The sequence below is a fragment of the Nonomuraea sp. NPDC049725 genome, assembly GCF_040674795.1.
In the GTDB taxonomy this organism is placed as follows: domain Bacteria; phylum Actinomycetota; class Actinomycetes; order Streptosporangiales; family Streptosporangiaceae; genus Nonomuraea; species Nonomuraea ceibae.
Window position 1 is genome coordinate 123,393 of record NZ_JBFANJ010000008.1, and the last position, 26,222, is coordinate 149,614.

General features: G+C 72.2%; 23 protein-coding genes. 9 read left to right on the plus strand and 14 right to left on the minus strand.

Annotated elements, in window-relative coordinates:
• Positions 1-33: 33 nt before the first annotated feature.
• Positions 34-321 (minus strand): antibiotic biosynthesis monooxygenase family protein, encoded by a 288-nt coding sequence (locus AB0J53_RS21975; protein ID WP_219509528.1) that lies wholly within the window; start codon positions 319-321, stop codon positions 34-36.
• 64 nt (positions 322-385) lie between these two features.
• On the opposite strand from AB0J53_RS21975, the gene AB0J53_RS21980 reads away from it, so the two are divergent.
• Entirely contained in the window at positions 386-772 is a 387-nt protein-coding gene (locus AB0J53_RS21980) for a DUF6703 family protein (protein ID WP_219509527.1), read from the plus strand.
• A gap of 26 nt (positions 773-798) precedes the next feature.
• On the opposite strand, the gene AB0J53_RS21985 is transcribed toward AB0J53_RS21980, so the two are convergent.
• From AB0J53_RS21985 to sucC, 6 genes are read right to left on the minus strand one after another with little or no spacing between them, the layout of a single operon-like run.
• Entirely contained in the window at positions 799-2,328 is a 1,530-nt protein-coding gene (locus AB0J53_RS21985) for an aldehyde dehydrogenase family protein (protein ID WP_364175076.1), read from the minus strand.
• Between the two features lie 9 nt (positions 2,329-2,337).
• On the minus strand, positions 2,338-4,059 hold the full coding sequence (gene gcl, locus AB0J53_RS21990) for a glyoxylate carboligase (RefSeq protein WP_219509525.1): 1,722 nt from the start codon (positions 4,057-4,059) through the stop codon (positions 2,338-2,340).
• On the minus strand, positions 4,056-4,916 hold the full coding sequence (locus tag AB0J53_RS21995) for an NAD(P)-dependent oxidoreductase (RefSeq protein ID WP_364175081.1): 861 nt from the start codon (positions 4,914-4,916) through the stop codon (positions 4,056-4,058). The genes gcl and AB0J53_RS21995 overlap by 4 nt, the downstream gene beginning before the upstream one ends.
• A complete protein-coding gene (locus tag AB0J53_RS22000; RefSeq protein ID WP_364175084.1) occupies positions 4,913-5,677 on the minus strand; it encodes a TIM barrel protein in 765 nt (254 codons plus the stop codon). The genes AB0J53_RS21995 and AB0J53_RS22000 overlap by 4 nt, the downstream gene beginning before the upstream one ends.
• Complete coding sequence (gene sucD / locus AB0J53_RS22005; protein WP_357585080.1) at positions 5,674-6,558, minus strand: succinate--CoA ligase subunit alpha; 885 nt, start codon at positions 6,556-6,558, stop codon at positions 5,674-5,676. Before sucD ends, AB0J53_RS22000 begins: the two co-directional genes overlap by 4 nt.
• A complete protein-coding gene (gene sucC, locus AB0J53_RS22010) occupies positions 6,558-7,688 on the minus strand; it encodes an ADP-forming succinate--CoA ligase subunit beta (protein ID WP_364175088.1) in 1,131 nt (376 codons plus the stop codon). Before sucC ends, sucD begins: the two co-directional genes overlap by 1 nt.
• 88 nt (positions 7,689-7,776) lie before the next feature.
• On the opposite strand from sucC, the gene AB0J53_RS22015 reads away from it, so the two are divergent.
• From AB0J53_RS22015 to AB0J53_RS22025, 3 genes are all read left to right on the plus strand, one after another.
• On the plus strand, positions 7,777-9,078 hold the full coding sequence (locus AB0J53_RS22015; protein ID WP_364175091.1) for a hypothetical protein: 1,302 nt from the start codon (positions 7,777-7,779) through the stop codon (positions 9,076-9,078).
• Between the two features lie 135 nt (positions 9,079-9,213).
• Entirely contained in the window at positions 9,214-9,960 is a 747-nt protein-coding gene (locus tag AB0J53_RS22020) for a GntR family transcriptional regulator (RefSeq protein WP_364175094.1), read from the plus strand.
• Positions 9,961-10,074: 114 nt separating this feature from the next.
• Positions 10,075-10,254: a hypothetical protein gene (locus tag AB0J53_RS22025; RefSeq protein WP_219509518.1), complete on the plus strand. Its 180-nt coding sequence runs from the start codon at positions 10,075-10,077 to the stop codon at positions 10,252-10,254.
• Between the two features lie 41 nt (positions 10,255-10,295).
• On the opposite strand, the gene AB0J53_RS22030 is transcribed toward AB0J53_RS22025, so the two are convergent.
• The 7 genes from AB0J53_RS22030 to AB0J53_RS22060 form a co-directional block, all read right to left on the minus strand.
• Positions 10,296-11,264, minus strand: a complete 969-nt coding sequence (locus tag AB0J53_RS22030; protein WP_364175097.1) for a TerC family protein — start codon at positions 11,262-11,264, stop codon at positions 10,296-10,298.
• Positions 11,261-11,752, minus strand: a complete 492-nt coding sequence (locus AB0J53_RS22035; RefSeq protein ID WP_364175100.1) for a hypothetical protein — start codon at positions 11,750-11,752, stop codon at positions 11,261-11,263. Before AB0J53_RS22035 ends, AB0J53_RS22030 begins: the two co-directional genes overlap by 4 nt.
• Positions 11,752-13,158, minus strand: a complete 1,407-nt coding sequence (locus tag AB0J53_RS22040; RefSeq protein WP_364175103.1) for an Nramp family divalent metal transporter — start codon at positions 13,156-13,158, stop codon at positions 11,752-11,754. Before AB0J53_RS22040 ends, AB0J53_RS22035 begins: the two co-directional genes overlap by 1 nt.
• Before the next feature lie 165 nt (positions 13,159-13,323).
• The gene (locus tag AB0J53_RS22045; protein ID WP_364175106.1) at positions 13,324-15,441 is read right to left on the minus strand and encodes an acetate--CoA ligase family protein; all 2,118 of its coding nucleotides are present in this window, start codon (positions 15,439-15,441) and stop codon (positions 13,324-13,326) included.
• Positions 15,441-16,664: a formyl-CoA transferase gene (gene frc, locus AB0J53_RS22050; protein ID WP_364175109.1), complete on the minus strand. Its 1,224-nt coding sequence runs from the start codon at positions 16,662-16,664 to the stop codon at positions 15,441-15,443. Before frc ends, AB0J53_RS22045 begins: the two co-directional genes overlap by 1 nt.
• Before the next feature lie 13 nt (positions 16,665-16,677).
• Entirely contained in the window at positions 16,678-18,342 is a 1,665-nt protein-coding gene (locus AB0J53_RS22055; RefSeq protein WP_219509512.1) for a thiamine pyrophosphate-binding protein, read from the minus strand.
• Positions 18,343-18,425: 83 nt separating this feature from the next.
• Positions 18,426-19,682, minus strand: coding sequence for a molybdopterin molybdotransferase MoeA (locus tag AB0J53_RS22060; protein ID WP_364175113.1), 1,257 nt, complete (start codon positions 19,680-19,682; stop codon positions 18,426-18,428).
• Positions 19,683-19,805: 123 nt separating this feature from the next.
• Between AB0J53_RS22060 and AB0J53_RS22065 the strand changes: the two genes are divergently transcribed.
• From AB0J53_RS22065 to fdhD, 5 genes are read left to right on the plus strand one after another with little or no spacing between them, the layout of a single operon-like run.
• Positions 19,806-20,783 (plus strand): 2-dehydropantoate 2-reductase, encoded by a 978-nt coding sequence (locus AB0J53_RS22065; protein WP_219509510.1) that lies wholly within the window; start codon positions 19,806-19,808, stop codon positions 20,781-20,783.
• A gap of 38 nt (positions 20,784-20,821) precedes the next feature.
• Positions 20,822-22,723 (plus strand): molybdopterin-dependent oxidoreductase, encoded by a 1,902-nt coding sequence (locus AB0J53_RS22070; protein ID WP_364175116.1) that lies wholly within the window; start codon positions 20,822-20,824, stop codon positions 22,721-22,723.
• 4 nt (positions 22,724-22,727) lie between these two features.
• A complete protein-coding gene (locus AB0J53_RS22075; protein WP_364175119.1) occupies positions 22,728-24,530 on the plus strand; it encodes an NAD(P)H-dependent oxidoreductase subunit E in 1,803 nt (600 codons plus the stop codon).
• On the plus strand, positions 24,530-25,369 hold the full coding sequence (locus AB0J53_RS22080; protein WP_364175643.1) for a 2Fe-2S iron-sulfur cluster-binding protein: 840 nt from the start codon (positions 24,530-24,532) through the stop codon (positions 25,367-25,369). The genes AB0J53_RS22075 and AB0J53_RS22080 overlap by 1 nt, the downstream gene beginning before the upstream one ends.
• Positions 25,362-26,222 carry a formate dehydrogenase accessory sulfurtransferase FdhD gene (fdhD, locus tag AB0J53_RS22085; protein ID WP_364175122.1) on the plus strand — a complete coding sequence of 287 codons (861 nt, stop codon included), beginning with the start codon at positions 25,362-25,364 and terminating at the stop codon, positions 26,220-26,222. The genes AB0J53_RS22080 and fdhD overlap by 8 nt, the downstream gene beginning before the upstream one ends.

Genomic DNA, 26,222 nt, shown 5'->3' on the forward strand with positions numbered 1-26,222 from the left:
GGGACGGGGCCGCGGCCCCGTGCGCGAGTGACGTTACGCGCCTTCGAGGAGGTAGACGTCCTCGAAGGCACTGGGTTCGTTGACCATGAGCGTCATGAGGGGATACATCGCCATCCGGGCGGCGGACAGCGCCCGGCGGTAGAACCCGGCGCCCTCCCATTCGCTGATCACGGCCCACAGGTTGGGCTCGTCGACGGACCGCGCCAGCCGGCCCCGGACGTAGCCGGGCTGTTCGGCGAGCAGGTCGAGGATGGCTTGGCCCTGCTTGGCGAAGTCTTGGGACTGGGACTCTGGAACGGTGTAGCGGATCACGGCGAGCACGCCCCCAGGATGTCAGACGGCGCGGAGCCTCCGGGCCGATTCGCGCGGCGCTAGGCTCGGGACCGTGGGCACAGACGACGACCGCCGCAGACACCCGCTCGCCCAGCCGCGTCCCGGGGCCAAGCGCCCGCTGCCGCCCGGCGAGCAGTTCTTCACGCCGGGGGCGACGGGCCTGCGCAAGTCGGTGGAGGAGCGCAGCGCCACGCCGATGGCGTTCCTGTTCACGCAGGTGCCCCGGTGGGTGACACCCGCGGTGATGGTGGTCCTGCTGCTGGCCGGGTTCGCGGTCACCAACTGGCTGGGGGGCGTGGCGGTGCTGCCCGTCCTCGTCTTCATCGGCTGGCTGGCCTACCTGTCGTGGCCGTCCCTGGGGGTGGGCGGGAAGCTGCTGCGGGTGGCGATGCTGACGTTCCTGGTGCTGCTGGCGGCGACCAGGTTCGGGGCGTTCTAGCCGGTCCGGTCGCCGGTGTCACGGCCTCACGGCAGCAGCGTGTAGTGCGGGAAGTTGCCGGGCAGGCGCTCGCCCTCGGGGCCCTGGGTGGCGGCCCGGACGAGCAGCTCGCCGCCGACGAACGCGCCGCGCCAGGAGGCGCCGAGCCCGCCGAACAGCTCCTCCCGGTCGCCCCGGGAGCGTGGCCGGTTGTGGCCGACCTTGAAGGCCCGCACGTCGCGGGCGAGCCTGCCGTACGTGTCCTCCTCGTCGCAGGACAGGGTGGCGACCAGGGCCCCGTTGCTGGCGTTCATCGCGGCCAGCAGCTCGGCCTCGGTGTCCACCAGCACGATCGTGTCGACGGGGCCGAACGGCTCGGCGTGGAAGAGGGGCGAGGAGCGGGGCGGGCTGAGCAACGCCACCGGCGCGAAATACGCCGAAATATCCTGCCCCGGCAGGAAATGTCCGTCGGCCAGCGACGCCCGGTGCACCGGCACCCCGCCCCGCGCCACCGCCTCGTCCACCTGGTCGGCCAGCTCCTTGGCCTTCGAGGCGTTGATCAGCGGCCCGAAGTCCAGCTCCGGCAGCGGATCGCCGGGCTCGGCCACGGCCAGCGGATGCCCGAACCGCAGCGACCCGACCGCCGCCAGGTACGCCCGCAGGAACTCCGGGAACAGCGACCGCTGCACCGCGAACCTCGGATAGGCGGTGCACCGCTGCTTGCCGTAGTCGAACGAGGCCCGGATCTGCCGGGTGAGCGCGTCCCAGCCGGAGAACTCCCACACGCCCCAGCAGTTGAGCCCCTCCTGCTCCAGCACGTGCCGCCGCTCCGGGTCTGCCAGCAAGGTCGCCACGCTGGCGCCCGCGTCGCGCCCGCCGACGAACGACACGCAGCCGAGCGAGCGCCCGGCCACCAGCACCGGTGACAGCTCCGCACCTCCCCCGCTGACCAGCGTGAAGGGCAGCCCCTCCCGCACGGCCAGCGCGCAGGCGAGCGTGAGGCAGCACAGCCCGCCGTCGGTCGGCGTCTTGGCGATCACCGCGTTGCCGGCCAGCGCCTGCACGAGCATCGCGTGCATGAGCACGCTCATCGGGTAGTTCCAGCTCGCGATGTTGCTCACCGGGCCGGGCAGCGGCGCCCGCCCGGCGACCATGCGGTCGATCTCCTCCAGATACCAGCGCACCCCGTCCAGGCACCGGTCCACGTCGGCGCGGGCGGTCTTCCACGGCTTGCCGATCTCCCACACGAGCATCAGGGCCAGCAGGTCGCGGTGCTCGGCCATGGCCTCCACGGCCGCCGCCACCCGGGCCTTGCGCTCGGCGAGCGGCAGGTGCCGCCACTGCCGGTGCTCGTCGACGGCGCCCGCCACGGCCCGGCCCGCGCCCGCCCGGTCCAGCCGGGGCGGCCCGGCGATGGCGGTGCCGTCCAGCGGCGAGAAGACGGGCGCGGGCCGCCCGTCACGCTGCCAGAACCCGCCCCAGTGGTTGAGCACCCGGTCCTCGTGGAACGCCTCGGGCGCCACCGCGTGACCGCGTGCGTAGGTGTCCTGCCAGGCCGTACCCGGTTTGAGCAGCATGGCGCCTCCTCAGTCGGACCAGTCGACGGCGATGAGCTCGGGCAGCGGCTCGAACTCCTTGATCTCCTTCAGCGACGGCCCCATGGCGGCGTTGGCCTCGCGCTCGACCATCACCTCCACCAGCACCGGGAGCCGTTCGCGGGCGGCCTCGGCGCTCGCCCAGGCCAGCGCGTCGCGGAGGTCGCCCGGCTCCTCCACCCGGCGCGCCGGGCAGCCGAACGCCTCCATGGCCTTCACATGGTCGATGCCGCCCTCGCCGTAGTGCAGGTCCACGGCGAAGTTCATCTCGTACGGGATCTCCGCCTGCCTGATGAGGCCCAGGTACTCGTTGTTGATCATCACGATGACGAACGGGATGCGGTACTGGGCGGCGACCGCGACCTCCTCCATGAGGAACTGGAAGGAGTAATCGCCGACCACCACCACGACCTGCCGTTCGGGGTGGGCGCACTTGACGCCCATCGCGGCCGGCACCTCCCAGCCCAGCGGCCCGGCCTGGCCGCAGACCAGGTAGCGGCGCGGCAGGTAGGTCGTCTGGAACTGGCCGGACCAGATCTGGTAGAGCCCGATCGCGGTGACGAACGTGGTGTCGCGGCCGTAGAACTCGTTGAGCTCCCTGAACACCCTGGGCGGCTTGATCGGCACGTCGTCGAAGTCGTCGCGGCGGGCCATCGTGGCGCGCAGCTCGCCGACCCGGCGCGGCCAGGCGCCCGGCTCGCGCGCCTCGCCCCGGCCTCGCGCCTCGTCGAGCAGCGCGGACAGCGCCGGCCTGGCGTGGCTCACGATGCCGAGGTCGGGCTCGAAGACCCGGCCGAGCTGGGTCGGCTCGATGTCCACGTGGATGAACGTGCGCCGGCCCCGATAGACGTCCAGGTCGCCGGTGTGCCGGTCGCCGAACCGCGCGCCGACCGCCAGCACGAGGTCGCTCTCCAGGAACGCCGCGTTGCCCCACCGGGTCTGCGTCTGGATGCCGGCCATCCCGGCGAACAGCGGGTGGTCCTCCGGGAAGGCGCCCTTGCCCATGAGCGTGACCTGGACCGGCACCTGGAGGTGCTCGGCCAGCGCCAGCAGCTCCTCCGCCGCGTCGGCGATGATCACGCCGCCGCCCGCCAGGATGAGCGGCCTCCTGGCCTCGCCGATGAGGTCGACCGCCCGGCGCACCGCCCGGGGTAAGGGCCGCGGCACCTCGACGGGCAGCGGCGCGTCCACCGTCCTGTCGTACAGGCAGGTGCCGCGCTGCACGTCGATCGGCAGGTCGATGAGCACCGGCCCGGGCCTTCCGGAACGGGCGATCCGGAACGCCTCCCGGAACACCCACGGCGCCTGGGCGGGCTCCTTGAGCTGCACCGCCCATTTGGTGACGGGCCGGGCGACCTCCACGATGTCGACCGCCTGGAACGCCTCCTGGTGCAGCTTGGCGGTGGCCGCCTGCCCGGTGACGCAGATCATCGGGATCGAGTCGGCCATCGCGGTGTAGAGGCCGGTGATCATGTTGGTGCCGGCGGGGCCGGAGGTGCCGATGCAGACGCCGACGTTCCCGGTGACGCGCGCCCAGCCGTCGGCGGCGTGCGTGCCGCCCTCCTCGTGGCGGACCGTGATGTGCCGGATCGAGCTGTGCTGGAGCGCCGCGTACAGCGGCAGGATGGCCGCGCCCGGGATGCCGAAGACCGTGTCGACGCCCTCCGACTCCAGCACCGCGACCACGGCCTCCATGCAGGGGACTCGTGTCATGAATTGAGCCTTTCGATCACTTTGAGCAGCGCGGAGTGGTCGAGCGAGCCGTGGCCCTGCGCCCTGGCCGCCGCGACGAGCTGGGCGACCTGGCCGGTGAGCGGCAGGCTGACCCCGGCCTCGCGGGCCGCGGCGACCGCGATGCCCATGTCCTTGTGGTGCAGGTCGATGCGGAAGCCCGGGGCGAACTCCCGCCTGATCATGGTGTGCCGCTTGAGGTCGAGGATGCGCGAGCCGGCCAGGCCGCCGGCGAGCACGTCCAGCCCGGCGACGGGGTCGACGCCGGACGCCTCCAGCAGCACGATCGCCTCGGCGACCAGCCCGTAGATCCCCCCGACGACGAGCTGGTTGGCCGCCTTGACGGTCTGGCCCGCGCCGGCCGGGCCGACGTGCACGATCGTGGTGCCGAGCGCGCCGAGCACCGGCCGGGCCGCCTCCACGTCCTCGGCCGCGCCGCCCACCATGATCGACAGGGTGCCGTCGATCGCGCCGCGCTCGCCGCCGCTGACCGGCGCGTCCAGCGCCCGCACGCCCCTGGCCGCCGCCAGCCCGGCGACCCAGCGGGAGGTCTCGGGCCGGATCGTGCTCATGTCGAGGTAGAGCAGGCCGGGCGAGGCGTGCTCGACGACGTCCGGCGCCACCTGCTCGACCTGCGGCGAGTCGGGCAGCATGGTGATCACCACGGCCGCGCCGGTCACCGCCTCGGCCACGCTGGAGGCGCCCTTGCCGCCCCGCGCGACCAGCTCGTCCACCCGCTCCGCGCTGACGTCGTAGCCGGTCACGGCGTGCCCGGCGGCGACCAGGTTGGCGGCCATCGGGCTGCCCATGATCCCCAAGCCGACGAACGCGATCGTCATCCCTGCCTCCAAGCGAACGCTCCCGGCCCCTCGTGCCGGTACTCCAGGCCGACGTGCCCCCGGTAGCCGGCCTCCGCCAGCCGCGCGAGGATCTCCGGGTACGGCATCCGCCCGCTCCCGGGCTGCCCCCTGCCGGGGTCGTCGGCGATCTGCACGTGACCGAACCTCGCCGCGTGCCCGCCGACGAGCGCGAGCACGTCCTCACCCATGCGGTGCAGGTGGTAGAGGTCGGCCAGGAAGGCCACGTTCTCGCGGCCCACCTCGTCGATCAGGTCGAACGCCTCCTGGGACGACGTGATCGGGTAGTGCGGGTTCTCGTGGGAGTTGAGGGCCTCGACCACGACGGTCGCGCCGATCTCCCCCGCCGCGTCGGCGGCCCTTCTCAGGTTCTCCACCGCCAGCGCGCGGTCCGTGCCGGGACCGTTGCCGTACAGGGCGTTGAGCACCCCGCACCCGAGCTCGCCGGCGAACGCGACCGCCACCGGGATGTTCGCCCGGAAGCGTGCGGAGCCGTCGGGCCGCGCCAGCAGGCCGCGCTCGCCGGCGGCCATGTCGCCGGCGTCGAAGTTGAGCCCCGACAGCCGCACGCCGGCGTCCTCGACGGCGGCGCGCAGCGCGGCCAGGTCCGCGGGGTCCGGCTCGGGCGTGGCGAACGGCCACCACAGCTCGACCGCGTCGAACCCGGCCTTGGCCGCCGCCGCGGGCCGCTCCAGCAGCGGCAGGTCCGTCAGCAGGATGGACAGGTTGACCGCGAACCTCATGCCGCCGCCCTGCCGAGCGCCGACCGCATGAGCCTGGCCGTCTCCGACGGCGTCCGCCCGACCCGCACGCCGACCGCCTCCAGCGCCTCCTTCTTGGCCTGGGCGGTGCCCGACGAGCCCGACACGATCGCGCCCGCGTGCCCCATCGTCCTGCCCTCGGGGGCGGTGAACCCGGCCACGTAGGCGACGACGGGCTTGGTGACGTGCGCGGCGATGTACGCGGCGGCCCGCTCCTCGGCGTCGCCGCCGATCTCGCCGATCATCACGATCGCGTCGGTGCCCGGGTCGTCCTGGAACGCCTGGAGGCAGTCGATGTGCGTGGTGCCGATCACCGGGTCGCCGCCGATGCCCACGGCGGTGGAGAACCCCAGGTCGCGCAGCTCGTACATGAGCTGGTACGTGAGCGTGCCCGACTTGGAGACCAGACCGATCCGCCCCGAGGAGGTGATGTCGGCGGGGATGATCCCGGCGGAGGACTGGCCGGGGCTGATCAGGCCGGGGCAGTTCGGGCCGATGATCCTGGTCCGTCCCGCCGCCGCGGCGCGCAGCCGGATCGCGTCGCGTACGGGAACGCCCTCGGTGATGACCACGCACAGCGGCACCGCCGCCGAGACCGCCTCCTCCACGGCCGCGAGCGTGAAGCGCGGCGGCACGAACACCACCGACACGTCGGCGCCGGTCTCCGCCACGGCGTCGGCCACCGAGCCGAACACCGGCACCGCGCGCTCGCCGAAGTCGACCGAGCGGCCGCCCTTGCCGGGGGTCACCCCGGCCACCACCTCGGTACCGGCGGCCAGCATGCGGGCGGTGTGCCTGCTGCCCTCCGCGCCGGTCATGCCCTGGACCAGCACCCGGCTGTCCTTCGTCAGGAAGATCGCCATCACGCACCTGCCGCGAGTCTGGCCGCCATCTCGGCGGCGCCGTCCATGGTGGAGACCTGGCGGACCACCGGGTGCCGGGCGTCGCTCAGGATGCGCCGGCCCACCTCGGCGTTGTTGCCGTCCAGGCGTACGACGATGGGCCTGCTGTGGCCGCGTTCGCCGAGCAGTTCGAGCGCGGTGACGATGCCGTTGGCCACTGCGTCGCAGGCGGTGATGCCGCCGAAGACGTTGACCAGCACCGACCGGACGTCCGGGTCCGCCAGGATGATCTCCAGGCCGTCGGCCATGACCTGGGCGGACGCGCCGCCGCCGATGTCCAGGAAGTTCGCCGGGTCGGCGCCCGCGCCGGCGACCACGTCGAGCGTGCTCATCACCAGCCCGGCGCCGTTGCCGATGACGCCGACGCTGCCGTCGAGCTTGACGTAGTTGAGGCCCTTGGCCCTGGCCCGGTCCTCCAGGCTGCCGGTGCGCTCCCCGGCCGGCCGCTCGTGGCGGAAGGCGGCGTTGTCGTCCAGGGTGACCTTGCCGTCGAGGGCGACGATCTGCTGGCCGGTGGTGCAGATGAGCGGGTTCACCTCGACGAGCAGGGCGTCCTCCTCGGCCATCACGGTCCACAGCCGCTCCAGGACCGGGGCCGCGGCCTGCGGCAGGCCCGCCTTGGCGGCCAGCAGCCGCGCCGTGCCGGCGTCCACGCCGGTCGCCGGGTCGATCGGCAGCCGCACGATCGCGCCGGGGTCCGTCGCGGCCAGCTCCTCGATCTCCATGCCGCCCTGGGCGGACACCATGGCCAGGAAGCCGCCCTCGGCCCGGTCGACCAGGAAGGCCGCGTAGTACTCCTCGAAGGGCACGGTCGCGGCCTCGACCAGCACCCGTTTCGCGATATGTCCCTTGATGTCCATGCCGAGGACGCGGGCCGCCTCCTCCTCGGCCGCGGCCGGGCCCGCCGCCGCCCTGATGCCGCCCGCCTTGCCCCTGCCACCGGTCTTCACCTGGGCCTTGACCACGACGGGGGCGCCCAGCTCTGCCGCGATCGCGCGGGCCTGCCCAGGCGTTTCCGCGACCCTGCCCGGCGGGACCGGGATCCCGTGGCGCCCGAAGAGCTCCTTCGCCTGGTACTCGTACAGGTCCATTCGAGCCTCCTTTGTAGACGGTATACCGTATGGAATATCCGCCGTCTAGGTCTCGACAGGGGGGCGGTTACTGGATATTCCATACGGTATGGAGAATGCAGAAATTGTCCGGGACTGGCGCGGGCGCTCCTACCTCGTCGGACCGGTCCCCGCCGACCGCACCCGCATGTTCCGGCTCGCCCTCGTGGCCATGGCCGCCATCAGCCCGCTGCAGTACGGCTTCGCCGCGCTGCTCGCCCGGGACGGCGCCGGGCTGCTGCTCCTGGCCGCCTGCCTCGTCTTCCAGGCCGCCGGGGCGCTCCCCGCCCTCCACCTCGTCCGCCGCCGCCGACTCCCGGTCCGCACCGCGCTCGCCGCGGGCGCCGCGCTGACCGCCGCCGGCCTCCTCACCCTCGCCCTGACCTTCCCCGCCCCCACTGGGCCGGCGGTGGCGTTTCTCGGGTACGCGGTGCTGGGGTACGCGGTGCTCGGGGGGCTCGGGGCGGGGGCCGTCTACGGCGTGTGCAGCGAGGTGGTCTCGGCCTGGTACCCCGACCGGCCCGCCTCTCGGGTGAGCCTGGTGACGGGGGCGTTCGGGTACGGGGCGGTCCCGCTGCTGGTGTGGGCCGGGATCGCCCCGGCGACGACCCCGTGGGCGTTCGGGGCGGCGGCGCTCGCGGCGGCCGTGACTATCGGCGTCGCGGCCCGGCGCCTGCGACTGCCGCCGCGCCACTGGTGGCCCGCGACCGTCGACCCGCGCGCGCACGCCCTGGACGCGGCCATCCTGCGCCGCACGCCCGGCGCGGTCCGCCAGTTCGGCCTGGCCCAAGCCCTGCGCACCCGGGCGCTCCCCGCGCTGGCCGCCATCCTCGCCTGCGCGGGCGCGGTGTCCGTCCTCGACGTGATCGTGGTCGCCGCCACCGGCTCCTGGGGCGCGCTGGCCCTGCTGGTGGCGCTGAACGGCGCGGGCCGGGCGGCGGCCATGCGCGCCTCGGAGGCCCTGGGCCGCCGTCGCGTCCTCGCCGCCGTGCTCGCGATCCTGGCCGCGGGCCAGCTTCTCCTCCTGGCCGCCCTCCACACCCCCGCGCCCGGCCCCGGAGAGGTCACGGGAGCGGCGGGCGGCCCGCTGCTGTGGCTCGGCGCGATCACCGCCGGGCTGGGCGGCGGCGCGTTCTATCCGCTGGTGGCGAGCCTCGTACGGGAGTTCTTCGGCGTCGAGAAGGTCGGCGAGATCCAGGCCGTCGTCTACAGCGCCAAGGCCGTGGCGGGCGTCCTGGCCGCCTGCCTCGCGCTGGGGGCTCTGACCACGCCGGGCCCGGCCCTGCTGGCCGCCACCGCCCTCGCCGCCCTCCCGGCGCTGGCCACGCTCAGGTTGCGCACGCCGGGGCTCCCCGCGACCATCCCGCTGTGAATGCGGGGCGAAACGCGGTGTGAAACGCTGTGATGTAGCTCTCTGTGATGAGACTCACGGCGGGCCGTGCAGCCTGCGCAGTATGCTGTAGGCAGTCGACCAAAACCATTTTGTTGCGCAGTCTCTGGAGTCGTCATGTTGCTGTCGGATCAGGCCGGTCAGGCGGCGGCCACCAAGATTCCCCGCCCTGCCACGCTCAGGGAGAGCGTGATCGAGGCCATTCAGGAGCTCATCGTCTCCGGCCAGCTCAAGCCCGGCCAGCACCTGGTCGAGAGCGAGCTGGCCGCCCTGCTCGGGGTGTCGCGGCAGCCGGTGCGCGAGGCGCTGCAGCAGCTCAGCGGCGAGGGCTGGGTCGACCTGCACCCGGGGCAGGGCGCGTTCGTGCACGTGCCGACGGTGGAGGAGGCCGACCAGCTCCTGGCGGTGCGCGCGCTGCTGGAGACGGAGTCGGCGCGGCTCGCGGCGCAGCACGCCGGCGAGGAGGGGGTGCGGCGGCTGCGGGCACTGTGCGAGCGCGGCATGGCGGCCGTGCGTTCCGACGACGTCGACGGCGCCGTCGCCACCAACTCGGAGCTGCACGCGCTGGTGACGGCGCTGTCGGGCAACAAGGTGCTGGAGGAGCTGGCCAGCCAGGTGGCCCGGCGGGTGCGGTGGTATCACACGCCGGTGGCCCGCCAGCGGGGCATGGCCTCGTGGGAGGAGCACCGGTCGCTGATCGACGCGATCGAGGCCGGTGACGCCGACCGGGCCGCGTCGATCATGCGGGAGCACACCGGTCACACCCGCGCCTCGTACATGGAGCAGCGCGAGAACGAGCCGGTGGAGCCCGCGCCCAAGCCGGTGCGCCGCCGCCGCCCGCGCGCGACCCCGTCGACGAACTAGCCGCCGCGGCCGGCGCCCGGCCTTTCCGCCCGGAGACGGTCCGGGCGGCGGATTCCGCTTGCCCGGGGCCGTCCCGGGCAGCACATGAAGCAGAAACTGGGAGGTGTTCGAACGATGAAGAAGACGCTTGTCCGCTTCCTCCTTGGTGATCCCCTGGGTCAGGCCGCCGACGGCCGGGCCCTGGGCATCGGGCTGAGCGCGGCGCTCAGGAAGCACTACTCCGCCGACGACGCGGAGCTCCACCTGCGGGAGTGGGCCGCGGAGCACGACGTGCGCAAGAGCCCCAAGAGCTGAGCCGCGCACCGGGAGACGGACGCCCCCGGCGCGCGGCGTGGTCAGCGCTCCACCGGTTCGGCGACCTCCTTCCGGGCGTCGCGCGACGACTTGACCAGGCTCAGCACCGTGGTGACCGCCAGGGTGCCGAGGATGACCCCGAGCGACACGAGGATCGGGATCTCCGGAGCCCACGACACGCCGTCGTGGTGCAGCGCCTCCAGGATGAGCTTGACGCCGATGAAGGCGAGCACCACCGACAGGCCCTTGCTCAGGTAGACGAGCCGGTCGAGCAGGCCGCCGATGAGGAAGAACAGCTGCCGCAGCCCCATGAGGGCGAAGGCGTTGGCGGTGAAGACGAGATACGGCTCCTTGGTGAGCCCGAAGATGGCCGGGATCGAGTCGAGCGCGAACAGCAGGTCGGTGGTGCCGATGGCGACCATGACGATCAGCATCGGCGTCACCATCCTGCGGCCCAGGTGCACGGTGAGGCGGGCGCCGTGGTAGGTGTCGGTGGTGGGCAGCACCCGGCGGACCGTGCGCAGGGCGAGGTTCTCGGAGAACTCGGCCTCGTCCTCCTCGTGCCCGACGAGCTTCCACGCGGTGTAGACGAGGAAGGCGCCGAAGACGTAGAAGAGCCAGTCGAACCTCGACACCGCCTCGGCGCCGGCGGCGATGAAGGCGCCCCGCATGAGCAGGGCCAGCACGATGCCGATGAGCAGCACCTTCTGGCGATACTGGCGGGGCACCTGGAAGCGGCTCATGATCAACAGGAAGACGAACAGGTTGTCGACGCTGAGCGAGTACTCGGTGATCCAGCCGGCGAAGAACTCGCCGCCGTGGCCGGGGCCCGACACGACCAGCAGCCCGATCCCGAACAGGACGGCCAGGCCCACGTAGAACGACACCCAGCCCACGCACTCCTTGAAGGTGGGTTCGCGCGGGTTGCGTGCGACGAGGTAGAAGTCCAGCGCCAGGACGAGGGCGAAGCCGCCTATCGTGGCGAGCCACACCCAGCCGGGCAGGTTCATCGGCCGGCTCCCTTCCGCGCGCGCAGCGCCTCGGCGTGATGGACGTACAGGCCGAGCAGCTCTTCGGCCCGCGGGTTGGCGGGGGCGACGCGGAGGAGCCAGTGCGGCATGAGCCGCTCGTGGATCCAGACGAAGCCGATGGCGAAGCCGAGCGAGACCATCGCCTGGTAGAGCAGGAAGCCTCCGGCCCCGCCGGCCAGGCCGCCGGTCCCGGCGATGCTCTCCTGGACGAGCCTGGACAGCGGGAAGGCCGCCATCCAGTACAGCCCGCACGGTCCGAAGGTGCCGGGCCGGAAGACGCCCCGGCCGAGCAGGACCCCGTACAGGCCGCCGAAGAGGCCGAGGGGCAGCGCGAGCATGAGGGCCGACAGGGCGGCCAGGCCGGTGGGGACCCCGGCGAACAGGGTCAGCCCACCGGCCATGGCGCCGGCGACGGCTCCGATCGACGCCCCTGGCAGGGCGAGTTCGAGGCTGTGCCGATCGATCATCAGCCCACGACCACGCCGAAGGCGAACAGGCTGTAGAACAGCATGCCGAGGTAGAAGACCGCGCCACACCCGATGATCACGTTCGACCACCACCTCGGCCTGATCGGCTTGGGCAGCATGCGGTTGTTGACCAGCAGCAGCGTCACGCAGTAGGCGCCCATCGCGAACGTCGACAGGAACGCCAGCGTGTCCAGGATCCCGGCCGGTCCGTCAGCGGGGCCGAACAGCAGGATCAGGATGCCGAAGACGATCACACCCCAGAGGAAGCCCGCGTACAGGTGTGACATGCGCAGCTTCTTCGCGCCCTTCACGAAGTTGTACGTCATGTCGGCCTGGCCGCGGGAGAAGGAGTCGAACAGCCCGAGGGTGGCGTTGAGGCCGATCAGCGCGATGAACCCGAGGAAGATCACGCCGAGCACGGAGCTGCCCGCCGAGGAGACGGCGTCGGCCATCGCGGTGAGCGCGACCTCCCGCTCCTCGTTCTGGATGACGTCGCGGACGCCGGGGTTCTGCCGGACGGCCGCCTGGGCGATCACCGTGAAGGAGACCGTGACGAGCATGGTGATGCCCCAGAAGAGCAGTAAGGCGTCGAAGGTCACCCAGCGGCGCCAGCCCTTCCACTTGGCCATCTCGGCCGGGTCCTCGGTGTCGAACATGAAGCCGCGCGAGGGCATGGCCTCTTCCTCGCCGGCGTGCCGCAGCCCGTGGACCTTGGGGATGTGCGCGCCCATGCCGGCGCCGGAGGCCCGCAGGTGCAGCGTGTACCACATCTGCTGCATGCCGGACGGTCCGGCGAAGGCGCAGGCGCCGACGATGACGGGGAACCAGGCGGCCGTCATGGCCTCGGCCGGCAGGTAGCCGAAGGCGAACATGCCGGTGATCGTGGTGACGACGTCGTTCCAGGAGCCGACCATCGCGGCGACCACCGCGGTGCCGATCACGAGCGCGCCGATGAGCAGCGACAGCACGTTCTCCAGCAGGTTGTAGATGACCTTGGCGAAGCTGAAGATCACCCCGACCAGGATGAGCCCGGCGACGGCGGTGACCATCCAGGGGATGCCGGAGATCTGTTCCAGCGCCGCCGCCCCGGCGGACAGGTGTCCCGGCCAGATGTAGACGGCCATGGCGACGATGAAGAAGAACCACATGAGCGGCTTGAAGACGCGGGCGGCGCCGGAGAAGATGCTCTCCCCCGTCGCCATCGCGTAGCGGGCCATCTCCAGCATGACCACGGCCTGGAGGGTCACGCCGATCAGGAACAGCCACCTGATCTCCGGCCCGAACAGCAGCACGAGCCGGGGCCACATGTACGACTCGCCCATCCCCACGCCGAGGGCCACGAGGAAGACGGTGGGCCCGAGGATGTGCACCGAGGGAGGCGCGTCGGGGAGTTTCCTGATGGGCATCGGCTCCAGCCGGCCCGCTTTCCATACTCGTTCGTCCTCGACCGGCGGCGCAGACGTCGCCGGGGGTTTTGATGTGTCCACCTACGGACCTCCTGGGGGGATTTGTTGGTTCTCCTGCGCTGCCCCGAATGCGCCCCCTCGCCTGGCTCTGCTGCGGCTTGGCTCTTAGCCCAGCAGTCCGGCTGCCCTGGCCCAGCGGTACTTCGCGCCGAGCACCGCTACGGGCTTCTCGGTCGTGTACGGGTACGCGACCACTCCGTGCTCGAACAGGTACTCGCTGGCCTCCTCGACCTCGGTGTCCCCGGCCAGTGACGCGACGACCGGCTTGACGTTGCCCTTCGCGCGCTCCTCGGCGACCACGCGGGCGACGAGTTCGGCGAAGACCATCGGCGGCGTGACGATCGTGTGCCAGTAGCCCAGGACCAGCGCGTGGATCCGGTCGTCGGCGAGGCCGAGCCGGACCGTGTTCTCGTAGGTCGAGGGCGGCTCGCCGCCGGTGATGTCGATGGGGTTGCCCGCCGCGCCGAACGGGGGGATGTAGGCGCGGAAGGCCTCGTCCAGGTCGGGCGGGATGTCCATGAGCGTCAGGCCCGCGTCGACGCAGGCGTCCGACAGCAGCACGCCGGAGCCGCCCGCCCCGGTGATGATGACGACGTTCTCGCCCCGGGGCGTCGGCATGATCGGCAGCGATCTGGCGTACTCGAGCATGTCGTTGAGCCCGGGGGCGCGCACGACGCCGGCCTGCCGCAGGATGTCGTCGTAGACCTTGTCGTCGCCGGCGAGCGCGCCGGTGTGGGAGCCGGCGGCGCGGGCGCCCATCGCGGTGCGGCCGGCCTTGAGGACGATGACGGGCTTCTCCTTGACGACGCGGCGGGCGGCCTCGACGAAGCCGCGCCCGTCCTTGAGGTCCTCCAGGTGCATGGCGACGGCGCGGGTGTTGTCGTCCTGCTCGAAGAAGGTGAGCAGGTCGTCCTCGTCCACGTCGGCCTTGTTGCCGACGCCGACGATCGCCGACACGCCCATCTTGGTGGTGCGGCTGAAGCCGAGGATGGCCATGCCGATGCCGCCGCTCTGCGAGGTGAGGGCGACGCCGCCGCGCACGTCGTAGGGGGTGCAGAAGGTCGCGCAGAGGTTCTCGGGCGTGTAGTAGTAGCCGTAGATGTTGGGGCCGAGCATGCGCACGCCGTGCCTGCGGGCGATCTCGACGATCTCGGCCTGGCCCTCGACGTTGCCCGTCTCGGCGAACCCCGACGGGATCATGATGGCGCCGCCGACGCCCTTGCGCCCGGCCTCCTCCAGCGCGGCGGGCACGAACTTGGCGGGGATGGCGAACACGGCCACGTCCACGTCGTGCGGCACGTCGGCGATGCTCTTGTACGCGGGCAGCCCCATGATGTCGTCGGCCTTGGGGTTGATCGGGAAGATCTGGCCCCGGTAGCCGCCGTTGATGAGGTTGCGCATGACGGAGTTGCCGATCTTGCCGGTCTCGGCGGAGGCGCCGATGACGGCGACGGAGCGCGGTTTGAAGATCCGCGTCATCTGCTCCAGGATGCGCTCGCGGGGCAGCCGGCCGACCTCGGCGGGGGCTTCGCCGATGAGGATGCGCACGTCGGCGGCCACGGCGCCGCGGGCGTCGGCGAAGACGGGGTTGAGGTCGATCTCGGTGATCTCGGGGAAGTCGCTCACCAGCCTGCCGACGCGTTCGATCAGTGCCGCCAGGGCCTCCCGGTTCGCGGGCTCGGCACCACGGGCACCTTTCAGCACGTCCGCCGCTTTGATGTCGTCGAGCATCCCCAGGGCTTCTTCCGCCGAAACCGGGGCAAGCCGGAAAGTAACATCCTTGAGCACCTCAACCAGGACACCTCCCAGCCCGAACGCGATCACCTTGCCGAACGTCGGGTCGGTGACCGCGCCGACGATGACCTCGTGACCGCCGCCGACGAGCTGCTGCACCTGGACGCCGTCGACACGGGCGCCCGGGTTGTGGGCCAGGGCGTTGGCCATGACGGTCTCGAAGCCGTCGCGCACCTCCTCGGCGGTCCTGAGGCCGACCAGCACGCCGCCCGCGTCGGTCTTGTGCAGGATGTCCGGCGAGACGATCTTCAGCACGACCGGGAGGCCGATGTCCTCCGCGATCGACACGGCCTCGGCCGCCGAGGTGGCCAGCCCTTCGCCCGGGGTGGCGATGCCGTACGCCTCGCAGATCCCGCGCCCCTCCGGGGCGGTCAGGGCCGTGCGGCCTTCGGCGAGCGCCTTGTCCAGGATGTCCCTGACTGCACTCACTAGATGACTCCGTTCGTCTTCAGCTCGGCCAGCTCCTCGGGGCTCACGCCGAGGGGGCCGTAGATCTCCTGGTTGTGCTCGCCCAGCAGCGGCGGCGTCTTCACGTCGACCGGCGAGTCCGACAGCTGCAGCGGGCTGCCGACGGTCACGAACTCGCCGCGTTCGGGATGGTCGACCGCGACGACGATGCCCTCCTCACGCAGGCTCTCGTCCTCCACCAGCTCCCTGGTCGACAGGATCGGGCCGCACGGGATGTTCTCGGCGTTCAGCCGGTCCAGCACCGACCACTTGTCGTGCCGGATCGTCCACTCCTCGATGAGCTGGAACATCTTGTCCAGCTTCGGCAGCCGCGCCTCCGGCGTCGCCCACTCGGGGTCGTCGGCCAGCTCGGGGCGGCCGATGATGGCCGACAGCGGCTTCCAGCCGACCGGCTGCACGATCACGTAGATGTAGTCGTTCGGGCCGCCCGGCGCGCAGCGCACCGCCCAGCCGGGCTGGCCGCCGCCGCTGGCGTTGCCGGAGCGCGGCACCTCGTCGCCGAACGTCTTGTTCGGGTACTCGCGCAGCGGGCCGTGCGCCAGCCGCTGCTGGTCGCGCAGCTTGACCCGGCACAGGTTGAGCACCGCGTGCTGCATGGCGACCTGCACCCGCTGGCCGCGCCCGGTGCGCTCGCGCTGGTAGAGGGCCGCCAGGATGCCGGCCACCGCGTGGATGCCGGTGCCCGAGTCGCCGATCTGCGCGCCCGTGGCCAGCGGCGGGCCCTCCTCGAAGCCGGTCGTCGACATCGAGCCGCCCATCGCCTGGGCGATCACCTCGTACGCCTTGAACTTGGCGTAGCGGCCGGCGCCGAAGCCCTTGATCGAGGCGTAGACGAGGCGCGGGTTGAGCTCCTGGAGCCGGTCCCAGGTGAAGCCCATGCGGTCGACCGCGCCGGGGCCGAAGTTCTCCACCAGCACGTCGGCGCCCTTCACCAGCTCGGTGAACAGCTCCTTGCCGCGCTCGCTCTTCATGTTGAGCGTGATGCTGCGCTTGTTGCAGTTGAGCATCGTGAAGTAGAGGCTGTCGACGTCCGGCAGGTCGCGGAGCTGCTGCCGGGTGATGTCGCCGGTCGGCGACTCCAGCTTGACCACGTCGGCCCCCAGCCAGGCGAGCAGCTGGGTGGCGGACGGGCCGGACTGGACGTGGGTCATGTCGAGGACGCGGACACCTTCGAGTGCCTTCATGTCGGGACCTGCCCTACTTGTACATGGTCTGGTTCATGGTGCCGGGCGCGTACACGTCGGGATCGACCCAGACGTTGATCAGCGACGGCTTGCCGGACTCGCGGGCCCGCTCCAGCGCGGGGCGGATCTCGGCCGGGTCGCGGACCTCCTCGCCGTAGCCGCCGAGCAGCTCGGCGAACTCGCCGTAGCGGATGTCGCCCAGCGTGTTGCCGACGCGGGCGCGGTCCTCGCCGTACTTGGCGGCCTGGCCGTAGCGGATCTGGTTCATCGAGGAGTTGTTGCCGATGACGCCGATGAACGGCAGGTCGAAGCGGACCATCGTCTCGAAGTCCCAGCCGGTGAGGCTGAAGGCGCCGTCACCGAACAGGCACAGCACCTCCTTGTCGCGCCTGGCTTGCTTGGCCGCCATCGCGAAGGCCATGCCGACGCCCAGCGTGCCGAGCGGGCCCGGGTCCATCCAGTGGCCGGGCGACTTGGGCTGGACGACCTGGCCGGAGAAGGTGACGATGTCGCCGCCGTCGCCGATGTAGATGGTGTCCTCGGTGAGGAACTCGTTGATCTCGTGGACCAGCCGGTACGGGTCGATCGGCTGGGCGGCGGAGAGCTGGCGCGGCAGCCGCTTGTCGTAGGCCGCTGCCTCGACCGCGCGCAGCTCCTCGATCCACTCCTTGCGCCTGGCCGCCGAGTCGGAGACCCGGCCGCTGGCCGCCTGCGCCGTGGCGGCCAGGATGAGCCCGGCGTCGCCGACGATGCCCAGGTCGATGTCCCGGTTCTTGCCGACGGTGCGGTAGTCGAGGTCGATCTGCACCACCGTCGCCGTCGGCGACAGCCGCTTGCCGTAGCCCATCCGGAAGTCGAACGGCGTCCCGACGATGATGATCAGGTCGGCCTCGGTGAAGGCGTAGCGGCGGCTGAGCTGGAAGTGGTGCGGGTCGCCGGGCGGCAGCGTGCCCCGGGCCGAGCCGTTCATGTAGGCGGGCACGTTGAGCTGACGGACGAAGTCGATCGCCGCGTCCGTGGCCCGGCAGGTCCATACCTGGCTGCCGAGCAGGATGCACGGCTTGTCCGCGTGGGCCAGCAGGTCGGCCAGCTTCTCGACGGCCTCCGGGTCGCCGGCCTGGCGGGTGGAGGCCCGGTAGTTCTTCGGGATGCGCGCCTTCTCCAGCGGCACCTTCGCGTCCAGCACGTCGCGTGGGATCTCCAGGAACGACGGGCCCGGCGCGCCGTGGTAGCACTCGCGGAAGGCCATCGACACGATGTCGGCCACCCGTTCCGTGCTCGGCACCGTCGCGGCGAACTTGGTGATCGGCGTCATCATGTCGACGTGCGGGAGGTCCTGCAGCGAGCCCATCTTGTGCTGGCTCAGCGCCCCCTGCCCGCCGATCAGCAACATCGGGCTCTCGGCGCGGAACGCGTTGGCCACGCCGGTGACCGCGTCCGTCGTGCCGGGGCCGGCGGTGACCACCGCGCAGCCGGGCTTGCCGGTGATGCGCGCGTAGCCGTCGGCCGCGTGCGCGGCCACCTGCTCGTGGCGCACGTCGATGACCTCGATGCCCTCATCGACGCAGCCGTCGTAGATGTCGATGATGTGCCCGCCGCAGAGCGTGTAGATCACGTCCACGCCCTCGGCCTTGAGCGCCTTGGCCACCAGATGACCGCCAGAGATCGTTTCCGACATCGATGCGTCCCTTTCCCAGCGACTGTCTCCCGCATACTGCATACCGTATGAACGCAATGGTTACCCTGCCGTCACCGGCCTGTCTAGCCCCCCTCGGGCAACTCGATCAGCTCGACCGGCTCCCCGGACCACCCCGCGGGCACCACGGCCAGGGCATCCGCCATCGCCGCGCCCCACAGAGATCCCGGCCGGTCGTGCCCGACCGGCACCGCGCCGCGGCCCGACCGGCGCACCGGCACCAGCCGCGTGTCCCTCGGATGCGTCCGCACCGCCCCCGCCAGCGCGCTCACCTCCGTACGCGCCTCCAGGCCGGACATCGCGCGCAGCATCGGCGCCAGCAGCGTCACCGCCGCCGCCAGCGCCGCGAACGGGTTCCCCGGCAGGCCCACGACCCACGTCCCGTGCGGCGTCCGCGCCAGCAGCTGCGGGTGGCCGGGACGTACCGCGACCCCGTCCACCAGCACCTCCGCGCCGAGGTCGGCGAGCACGCCGCGCAGGTGGTCGGCGGGCCCCTTCGAGGACGCCCCGCACACGACCACGACCTCGGCGGGAGCACCGGACGCGAGAGCGTCACGCGGGAAGCCGTCGCGGCGGCCCGGTGGCGCGAGGGCGTCGCGCAGCGGGCCTGGGCCGTCGGGGAGGCGGACGCTCTTCGTGAGCCGGCCGCCCGCCCACGCGACCAGGCCCGGCAGGAAGGGGCCGATGGCGTCGCGGACCCGGCCCGGAGCAGGCAGGCCGTGGCCGACGACCTCGTCACCGGTCACCAGGACCCGCACCCGGGGCCTGGGGCGGACCCGGAGCGTGTCGTGGCCGAGCGCCGCGGCGAGCCCGAGCACCACGGGGCTCACCACCGCGCCGGCCCCCAGCACGACGGCCCCCTCGGCGACGTCCTCGCCGCGCCGCCGCACGTGGCGGCCGTCCTCGGCGTCGCCGCCGACCCACAGCGCACCTCCCGATCCGCGCGCCCGCGTCCCGCCTGATGGGCGGACGGACTGCTCGTACGGCAGGACCGCCGACGTGCCTGCCGGGACCGGGGCGCCGGTGGCGATCTCGACCGCCTCCCCCGGCGACAGCGCCCCGGCGTACGGCGCGCCGCCCGCGAGGACGTGAGCCACGACGCGCCAGGGCGGCGGCCCGCAGACCGCGTAGCCGTCCATGGCGGCCACGTCCACGCCGGGGACGGGCACCAGGGCCCGCAGCGGATCGGCGAGGCGGCGGCCGGCGGCGTCGGCGAGCGGCACCGGGACGGGATCGAGCGGACGGGCGCATCCGGCGGCCAGGTCTCTGGCGGCGGCCCAGGACAGGGCCTCCAGCACGGGTTCGTCACGGAGAACGGTCATGAAGCGGCTCCCTTGACCCCAAATTTTCCATACTGTATACCGAATGCACTGCGGGTCGCATCCACCGGCCCGCGGTGGGCCGGGGGGCCGGACATACGATCCGACGCGAGAACGGAGCGCAGCATGAAGGTCGCTGTTCTTGGCGCCGGCGCCATCGGCGCGTACGTGGGCGCCGCCCTCCACAGGGCGGGAGTCGAGGTGCACCTCATCGCCAGAGGTGAGCACCTGGACGCCATACGCAGATCCGGTGTGCGGGTGCTCAGCCCGAGGGGCGACTTCGTCGCCCGTCCCCACGCCACCGACGACCCCCACCAGGTCGGCCCGGTGGACCACGTCTTCCTGGGCCTCAAGGCGAACAGCTACGCCGCCGCGGGCCCCATGATCAAGCCACTGCTGCACGAGGCCACGAGCATCATCGCCGCGCAGAACGGCATCCCCTGGTGGTACTTCCACGGGCTCAAGGGCCCGTACGAGGGCTACCGCATCCAGAGCGTCGACCCGGGAGGGGCGGTCAGCGCGGCGCTGCCCCTGGAACGGGCCATCGGCTGCGTCGTCTACGCCGCGACCGAGATCGAGGAGCCGGGCGTCATCCGGCACCTGGAGGGCACCCGGTTCTCCATCGGCGAGCCCGACGGCACGCTGACGCGCCGGTGCGCCGCGTTCAGCGACGCGGCGGTAGCCGGCGGGCTCAAGTGCCCGGTCGAGCGGGACCTGCGGCGCGACGTGTGGATCAAGCTGATGGGCAACATCGCCTTCAACCCGATCAGCGCGCTGGCCCGGGCGACCATGGCCGGGATCTGCCGCCACGACGGCACCAGGGAGCTGGTGCGGGCCATGATGCGCGAGACCGTGGAGGTGGCGGCGAACGTGGGCTGCGATCCCGGGATCTCCATCGAGCGCAGGCTGCGCGGGGCCGAGAAGGCGGGCGAGCACAAGACGTCCACGCTCCAGGACCTGGAGAAGGGCAAGCCGCTGGAGCTGGACGTGCTGCTCGCGGCGGTGGTCGAGCTGGCCGACCTGACCGGCGCGCAGGTGCCGACGCTGCGCGCGATCCACGCGGTGAGCGACCTCCTGGCGGAGAACCTTGTCCGAGCGGTCTAGCGAGGCATACCGTAGATTGTATACAGAATGGAGGGATCATGAGCTATGACCGCCTGACCCGTCCACTGGTGCGCGAGGACGGCGTGCTGCGCGAGGCCACCTGGGAGGAGGCGCTGACCCGCGCCGCCGAGGGGTTCCGGCGCAACGTCGACAAACACGGCCCCGACAGCTTCGCCATGCTGTCGTGCGCCCGTTCCACCAACGAGATGAACTACGTCGGGCAGAAGTTCACCCGCGTGGTGATCGGCACCAACAACGTGGACTCCTGCAACCGCACCTGCCACGCGCCCAGCGTGGCGGGGCTCTCGGCCGTGTTCGGCAGCGGTGGCGGCACCTCCTCCTACCAGGAGGTCGAGGACACCGACGTGATCGTGATGTGGGGCTCCGCGGCGCGGAACGCCCACCCGATCTTCTTCCAGCACGTGTTGAAGGGCATACACAACGGGGCCCGGATGTTCGCCGTGGACCCGCGCCGCACCGGCACCGCCCAGTGGGCCGACCTGTGGTTAGGGCTCAACGTGGGCACCGACATCCCGCTCGCCCACGCCATCGCCCGCGAGATCATCCACGCCGGGCTGCAGAACCAGGAGTTCATCGACCGCGCCACGACCGGCTACGAGGAGTTCCGCGCGTGCGTCGAGCCGTGGACGCTCAGCGCCGCCGAGCAGGTCACCGGCGTGCCCGCGCACGCCATCCGCGAGCTGGCGCACGCCTACGCCCGCGCCGACCGCGCCCAGCTGTGCTGGACCCTCGGCATCACCGAGCACCACAACGCCACCGACAACGTCCGGGCGCTGATCAACCTGTCCCTGCTGACCGGCCACGTCGGCCGCTACGGCTCGGGCCTGTCGCCGCTGCGCGGCCAGAACAACGTGCAGGGCGGCGGCGACATGGGCGCCATCCCCAACCGGCTGCCCGGCTTCCAGGACCTCCTCGACCCGGCGATCAGGCGGAAGTTCGAGACGGCCTGGGGCGTCGGCATCCAGCCGCGCTACGGCCACAACCTGACCCAGATGCTGGAGGCGATGGCCGAGGGCGAGGTCACCACCTGCTACCTCATCGGCGAGAACCCGGTGCAGTCCGAGGCCGACTCGCTGGCCTGCATCAAGCGCCTGTCCATGCTCGACCACCTCGTCGTGCAGGACATCTTCCTCACCAAGACCGCCCAGATGGCCGACGTGGTGCTGCCCGCCAGCGCCGCGTGGTGCGAGGCCGACGGCACGTTCACCAACAGCGAGCGGCGGGTGCAGCGGGTGCGCAAGGCCCTCGACCCGCCGGGCGAGGCGCGCGACGACATCTGGATCATGTGCGAGCTGGCACGCCGCCTGGGCCACGACTGGCACTACGACGGCGCCGAGGAGGTCTGGAACGAGCTGCGCGCCCTGTCCCCCGACCACAGCGGCATGACCTACCGGCGGCTGGAGGAGCTGCACGGCATCCAGTGGCCGTGCCCGTCGGAGGACGCGATCGAACCGCCCTACCTCCACGGGCGGCTGTGGGAGAGCGACCCGGTCAAGCGGGGCACGCCCGCGCCGTTCGCGGTGCTGCGCCACTCGCCGCCGGTCGACCTGCTGGACGAGGAGTACCCGCTCCGGCTGACGACCGGGCGGCGGCTGGACTCGTACAACACCGGCGTGCAGTCGTCGGGGTTCGCCTCGCCGCTGCGGCGGGGCGAGACGGTCGAGATGTCGCCGGAGGACGCCGAGCGGCTGGAGCTGGTCGCCGGTGAAGAGGTGCGGATCAGCTCGCGGCGCGGCTCGGTGGTCGCGCCGGTGTTCATCGACCCCGGGCTGCGGCCCGGGCTGGTGTTCATGACGTTCCACTTCCCGGACGAGGTGGACACCAACGCCCTGACCATCGAGGCCACCTGCCCCATCGCGGGCACGGCCGAGTTCAAGGCGGCAGCCGTACGCGTCGAGAAGCTCGTCAAGGCCGGGTGAACAGATGGATCTGAGGTTCCGTGACGCGCAGCCGTCCGCCGAGGAGCGCGCCGCCGTCGACGCGCTGCTCGGCCCGCCGGCCACCGGCTGGGAGGGCGGCGCCAGGACGGAGGCGGAGCTGCGTTACGCGGCTCGCCCCGAACCGGCCCGCGATCTGCTGCTGCCCGCCCTGCACGCGGTCAACGACCGGGTCGGGTGGATCAGCGAGGGGGCGCTGGACTACATCTGCCGCCGCCTCACCGTCCCGCCCGCCGAGGCGTACGGGGTGGCGTCGTTCTACTCGCTGCTGTCGCTGAAGCCGCGTCCGGCGCGGGTGCTGCACGTCTGCACCGACCTGGCCTGCCAGGCGCGCGGCGCCGAGGACGTGCGCAAGCGCGTCGAGGAGCGGCTCGGGCCGGCGGGCTCGTCCTGGCAGCCCAGCCCGTGCCTGGGCCTGTGCGAGCGCGCCCCGGCCGCCCTCGCCATCGAGGCCGGCGAGACCCCGGCCACCCAGGTGTACGGGCCGGTCCAGGGGGACGAGGTCACCGCGCCGGCGAGCTCGAACGGCTCCGGGCCGACCGGCTGGGAGCCGCCCGCCGAGGCGGCCGTGCCCCAGGCCGGGCGCGACGGCCTGGTGCTGCTGAAACGGATCGGCGTGGTCGACCCGGCCAGTCTGGACGCCTACCGGGCCACCGGGGGCTACGCGGCGCTGCGGCGGGCCTTCCAGCTCAGCCCGGCGGGCGTGATCCGGGAGGTGCTGGAGTCCGGCCTGGTCGGCAGGGGTGGCGCGGCCTTCCCGACGGGCCGGAAGTGGGACGCCACCGCCCGCCAGCCGGACCACCCGCGCTACCTGGTGTGCAACGCCGACGAGAGCGAGCCGGGCACCTTCAAGGACCGCGTGATCATGGAGGGCGACCCGTACGCGCTCGTCGAGGCCATGACGATCGCCGCCTACGCCACCGGCTGCGCCAAGGGCTACCTCTACATCCGGGGCGAGTACCCGCGGGCGGTGCGGCGGCTGGAGCACGCGATGGCCACGGCCCGCTCCCGCGGCCTGCTTGGCGCGGACATCCTGGGCCAGGGCTTCTCCTTCGACATCGAGCTGCGCCGGGGCGCGGGCGCGTACATCTGCGGCGAGGAGACCGCGATCTTCAACTCGATCGAGGGCTTCCGCGGCGAGCCGCGCAGCAAGCCGCCGTTCCCGGTGGAGAAGGGCCTGTTCGGCAAGCCGACCGTGGTCAACAACGTGGAGACGCTGGTCAACGTGCTGCCGATCCTGGAGCACGGCGCCCAGGCGTACGCGGCGGTCGGCACCGAGGGCTCGACCGGCACCAAGCTGTTCTGCGTGTCGGGCAGCGTGGACCGGCCCGGCATCTACGAGCTGCCGTTCGGCGCGACGCTGCGCGAGCTGCTCGACCTGGCCCGGCCCGCCGGGACGCTCAAGGCGGTGCTGCTCGGCGGCGCGGCCGGAGCGTTCGTGACGGACCTGGACGTGCCGCTCACGTTCGAGGGCACCCGGGCGGCGGGCGCCACGCTCGGCTCCGGCGTCGTCCTCGTGCTGGACGACACCGTCGATCTCAAGCACATCCTGCTGCGCATCGCCGAGTTCTTCAGGGACGAGTCGTGCGGCCAGTGCGTGCCCTGCCGCGTGGGCACCGTACGGCAGGAGGAGGCCCTGCACCGGCTGTCGGAGCGCGTGGACGAGAGCGACCTGCTCCTGCTGCGCGAGGTCGGGCGGACCATGCGGGACGCCTCGATCTGCGGCCTCGGACAGACCGCATGGAACGCGGTGGAATCGGCCATCGACCGCTTGGGGGTATACAAGTGATCCCGCTCCAGCCGCCCCGGCGGCTCGTCGACGTGCAGATCGACGGCGAGACCGTCCGGGTGCCCGAGGGCTCGACGATCCTGGACGCCTGCCAGACGGCGGGCAAGGACGTCCCGACGCTCTGCTACGGCGACACGCTCACCCCCAAGAACGCCTGCCGGGTGTGCGTCGTCGAGGTCGAGGGGTCGCGCACCCTGGCCCCGGCCTGCTCCCGGAAGGTCGAGGCCGGCATGACCGTCGGCACCGACACCGAGCGCGCCCGCCACAGCCGCAAGGTGGTGCTGGAGCTGCTCGGCTCGTCGGTGGACCTGTCGACCACCCCGCGGGCGGCCGGCTGGATCGAGGAGTACGGCGCCGAGCCCGGCAGGTTCGGCGACGACGCGGCCACGGTCGAGCAGCCCGCCAAGGTCGACAACGACCTCTACGTGCGCGACTACAGCAAGTGCATCATGTGCTACAAGTGCGTCGACGCCTGCGGCGACCAGTGGCAGAACTCCTTCGCCATCGCCGTGGCCGGCCGCGGCTTCGACTCGCACATCTCCACCGAGTTCGACGCCCCGCTCACCGACTCGGCCTGCGTCTACTGCGGCAACTGCGTCGAGGTGTGCCCGACCGGGGCGCTGTCGTTCAAGTCGGAGTTCGACATGCGCGCCGCCGGGACCTGGGACGAGTCGCGGCAGACGCAGACCACGACGATCTGCAGCTACTGCGGCGTCGGCTGCAACCTGACGCTGCACGTACAGGACAACAAGATCGTGAAGGTCAGCTCGCCGCACGACAACCCCGTCACCAAGGGCAACCTCTGCGTCAAGGGCCGCTTCGGGTACGGGTATGTCTAGGGTCGCCGTCAAGCGCCGCATCCTGCGCATCAGGGACTCCGCCCCGACGCGCAGGGTCGACTCGCTGGCCGCCGAGGAGCCGCTGGAGATCCGCCTCGACGGCACGCCGCTGACCGTCACCATGCGGACGCCGGGCGACGACTTCGACCTGGCCGCCGGGTTCCTGGTCAGCGAGGGCGCGGTCGCCTCGGCCGGCGACATCGCGACCATCCGCTACTGCGCGGGGGCCCTGGCCGACGGGCGGAACACGTACAACGTCCTGGACGTGCGGCTCGCGCCGGGCGTCGAGGCGCCCGCGCCGCGCAACTTCTACACCACCTCCTCCTGCGGCGTCTGCGGCAAGGCGTCGCTGGAGGCGGTGCGCACGGTCGCCCGCTGGTCCGCGCACGACGACCCCGTCGAGCTCGGCCAGGCGACGGTGGCGGCCCTGCCCGGCCGGCTGCGCGCGGCCCAGCGGGTCTTCGACCGGACGGGCGGGCTGCACGCGGCCGGCCTGTTCACGGCCGAGGGCGAGGCTCTGTGCGTGCGCGAGGACGTGGGGCGGCACAACGCCGTGGACAAGCTGCTCGGCTGGGCGCTGCGGCAGGGCCTGCTGCCGCTGCGCTCGACCGTGCTCATGGTCTCCGGCCGGGCCTCCTTCGAGCTGGTGCAGAAGGCGGTCATGGGGGGCATCCCGGTGCTCGCCGCGGTGTCCGCGCCCTCCTCGCTCGCGGTCGAGCTGGCCGAGGAGGAGGGGTTGACGCTGATCGGGTTCCTGCGCGGGGACTCGATGAACGTCTACGCGGGCGAGCGGCGGCTGGACATCACCCCGGGCGCCGGCAACGGCTCTGCCGGCGCGCGAACACCGGGGTGA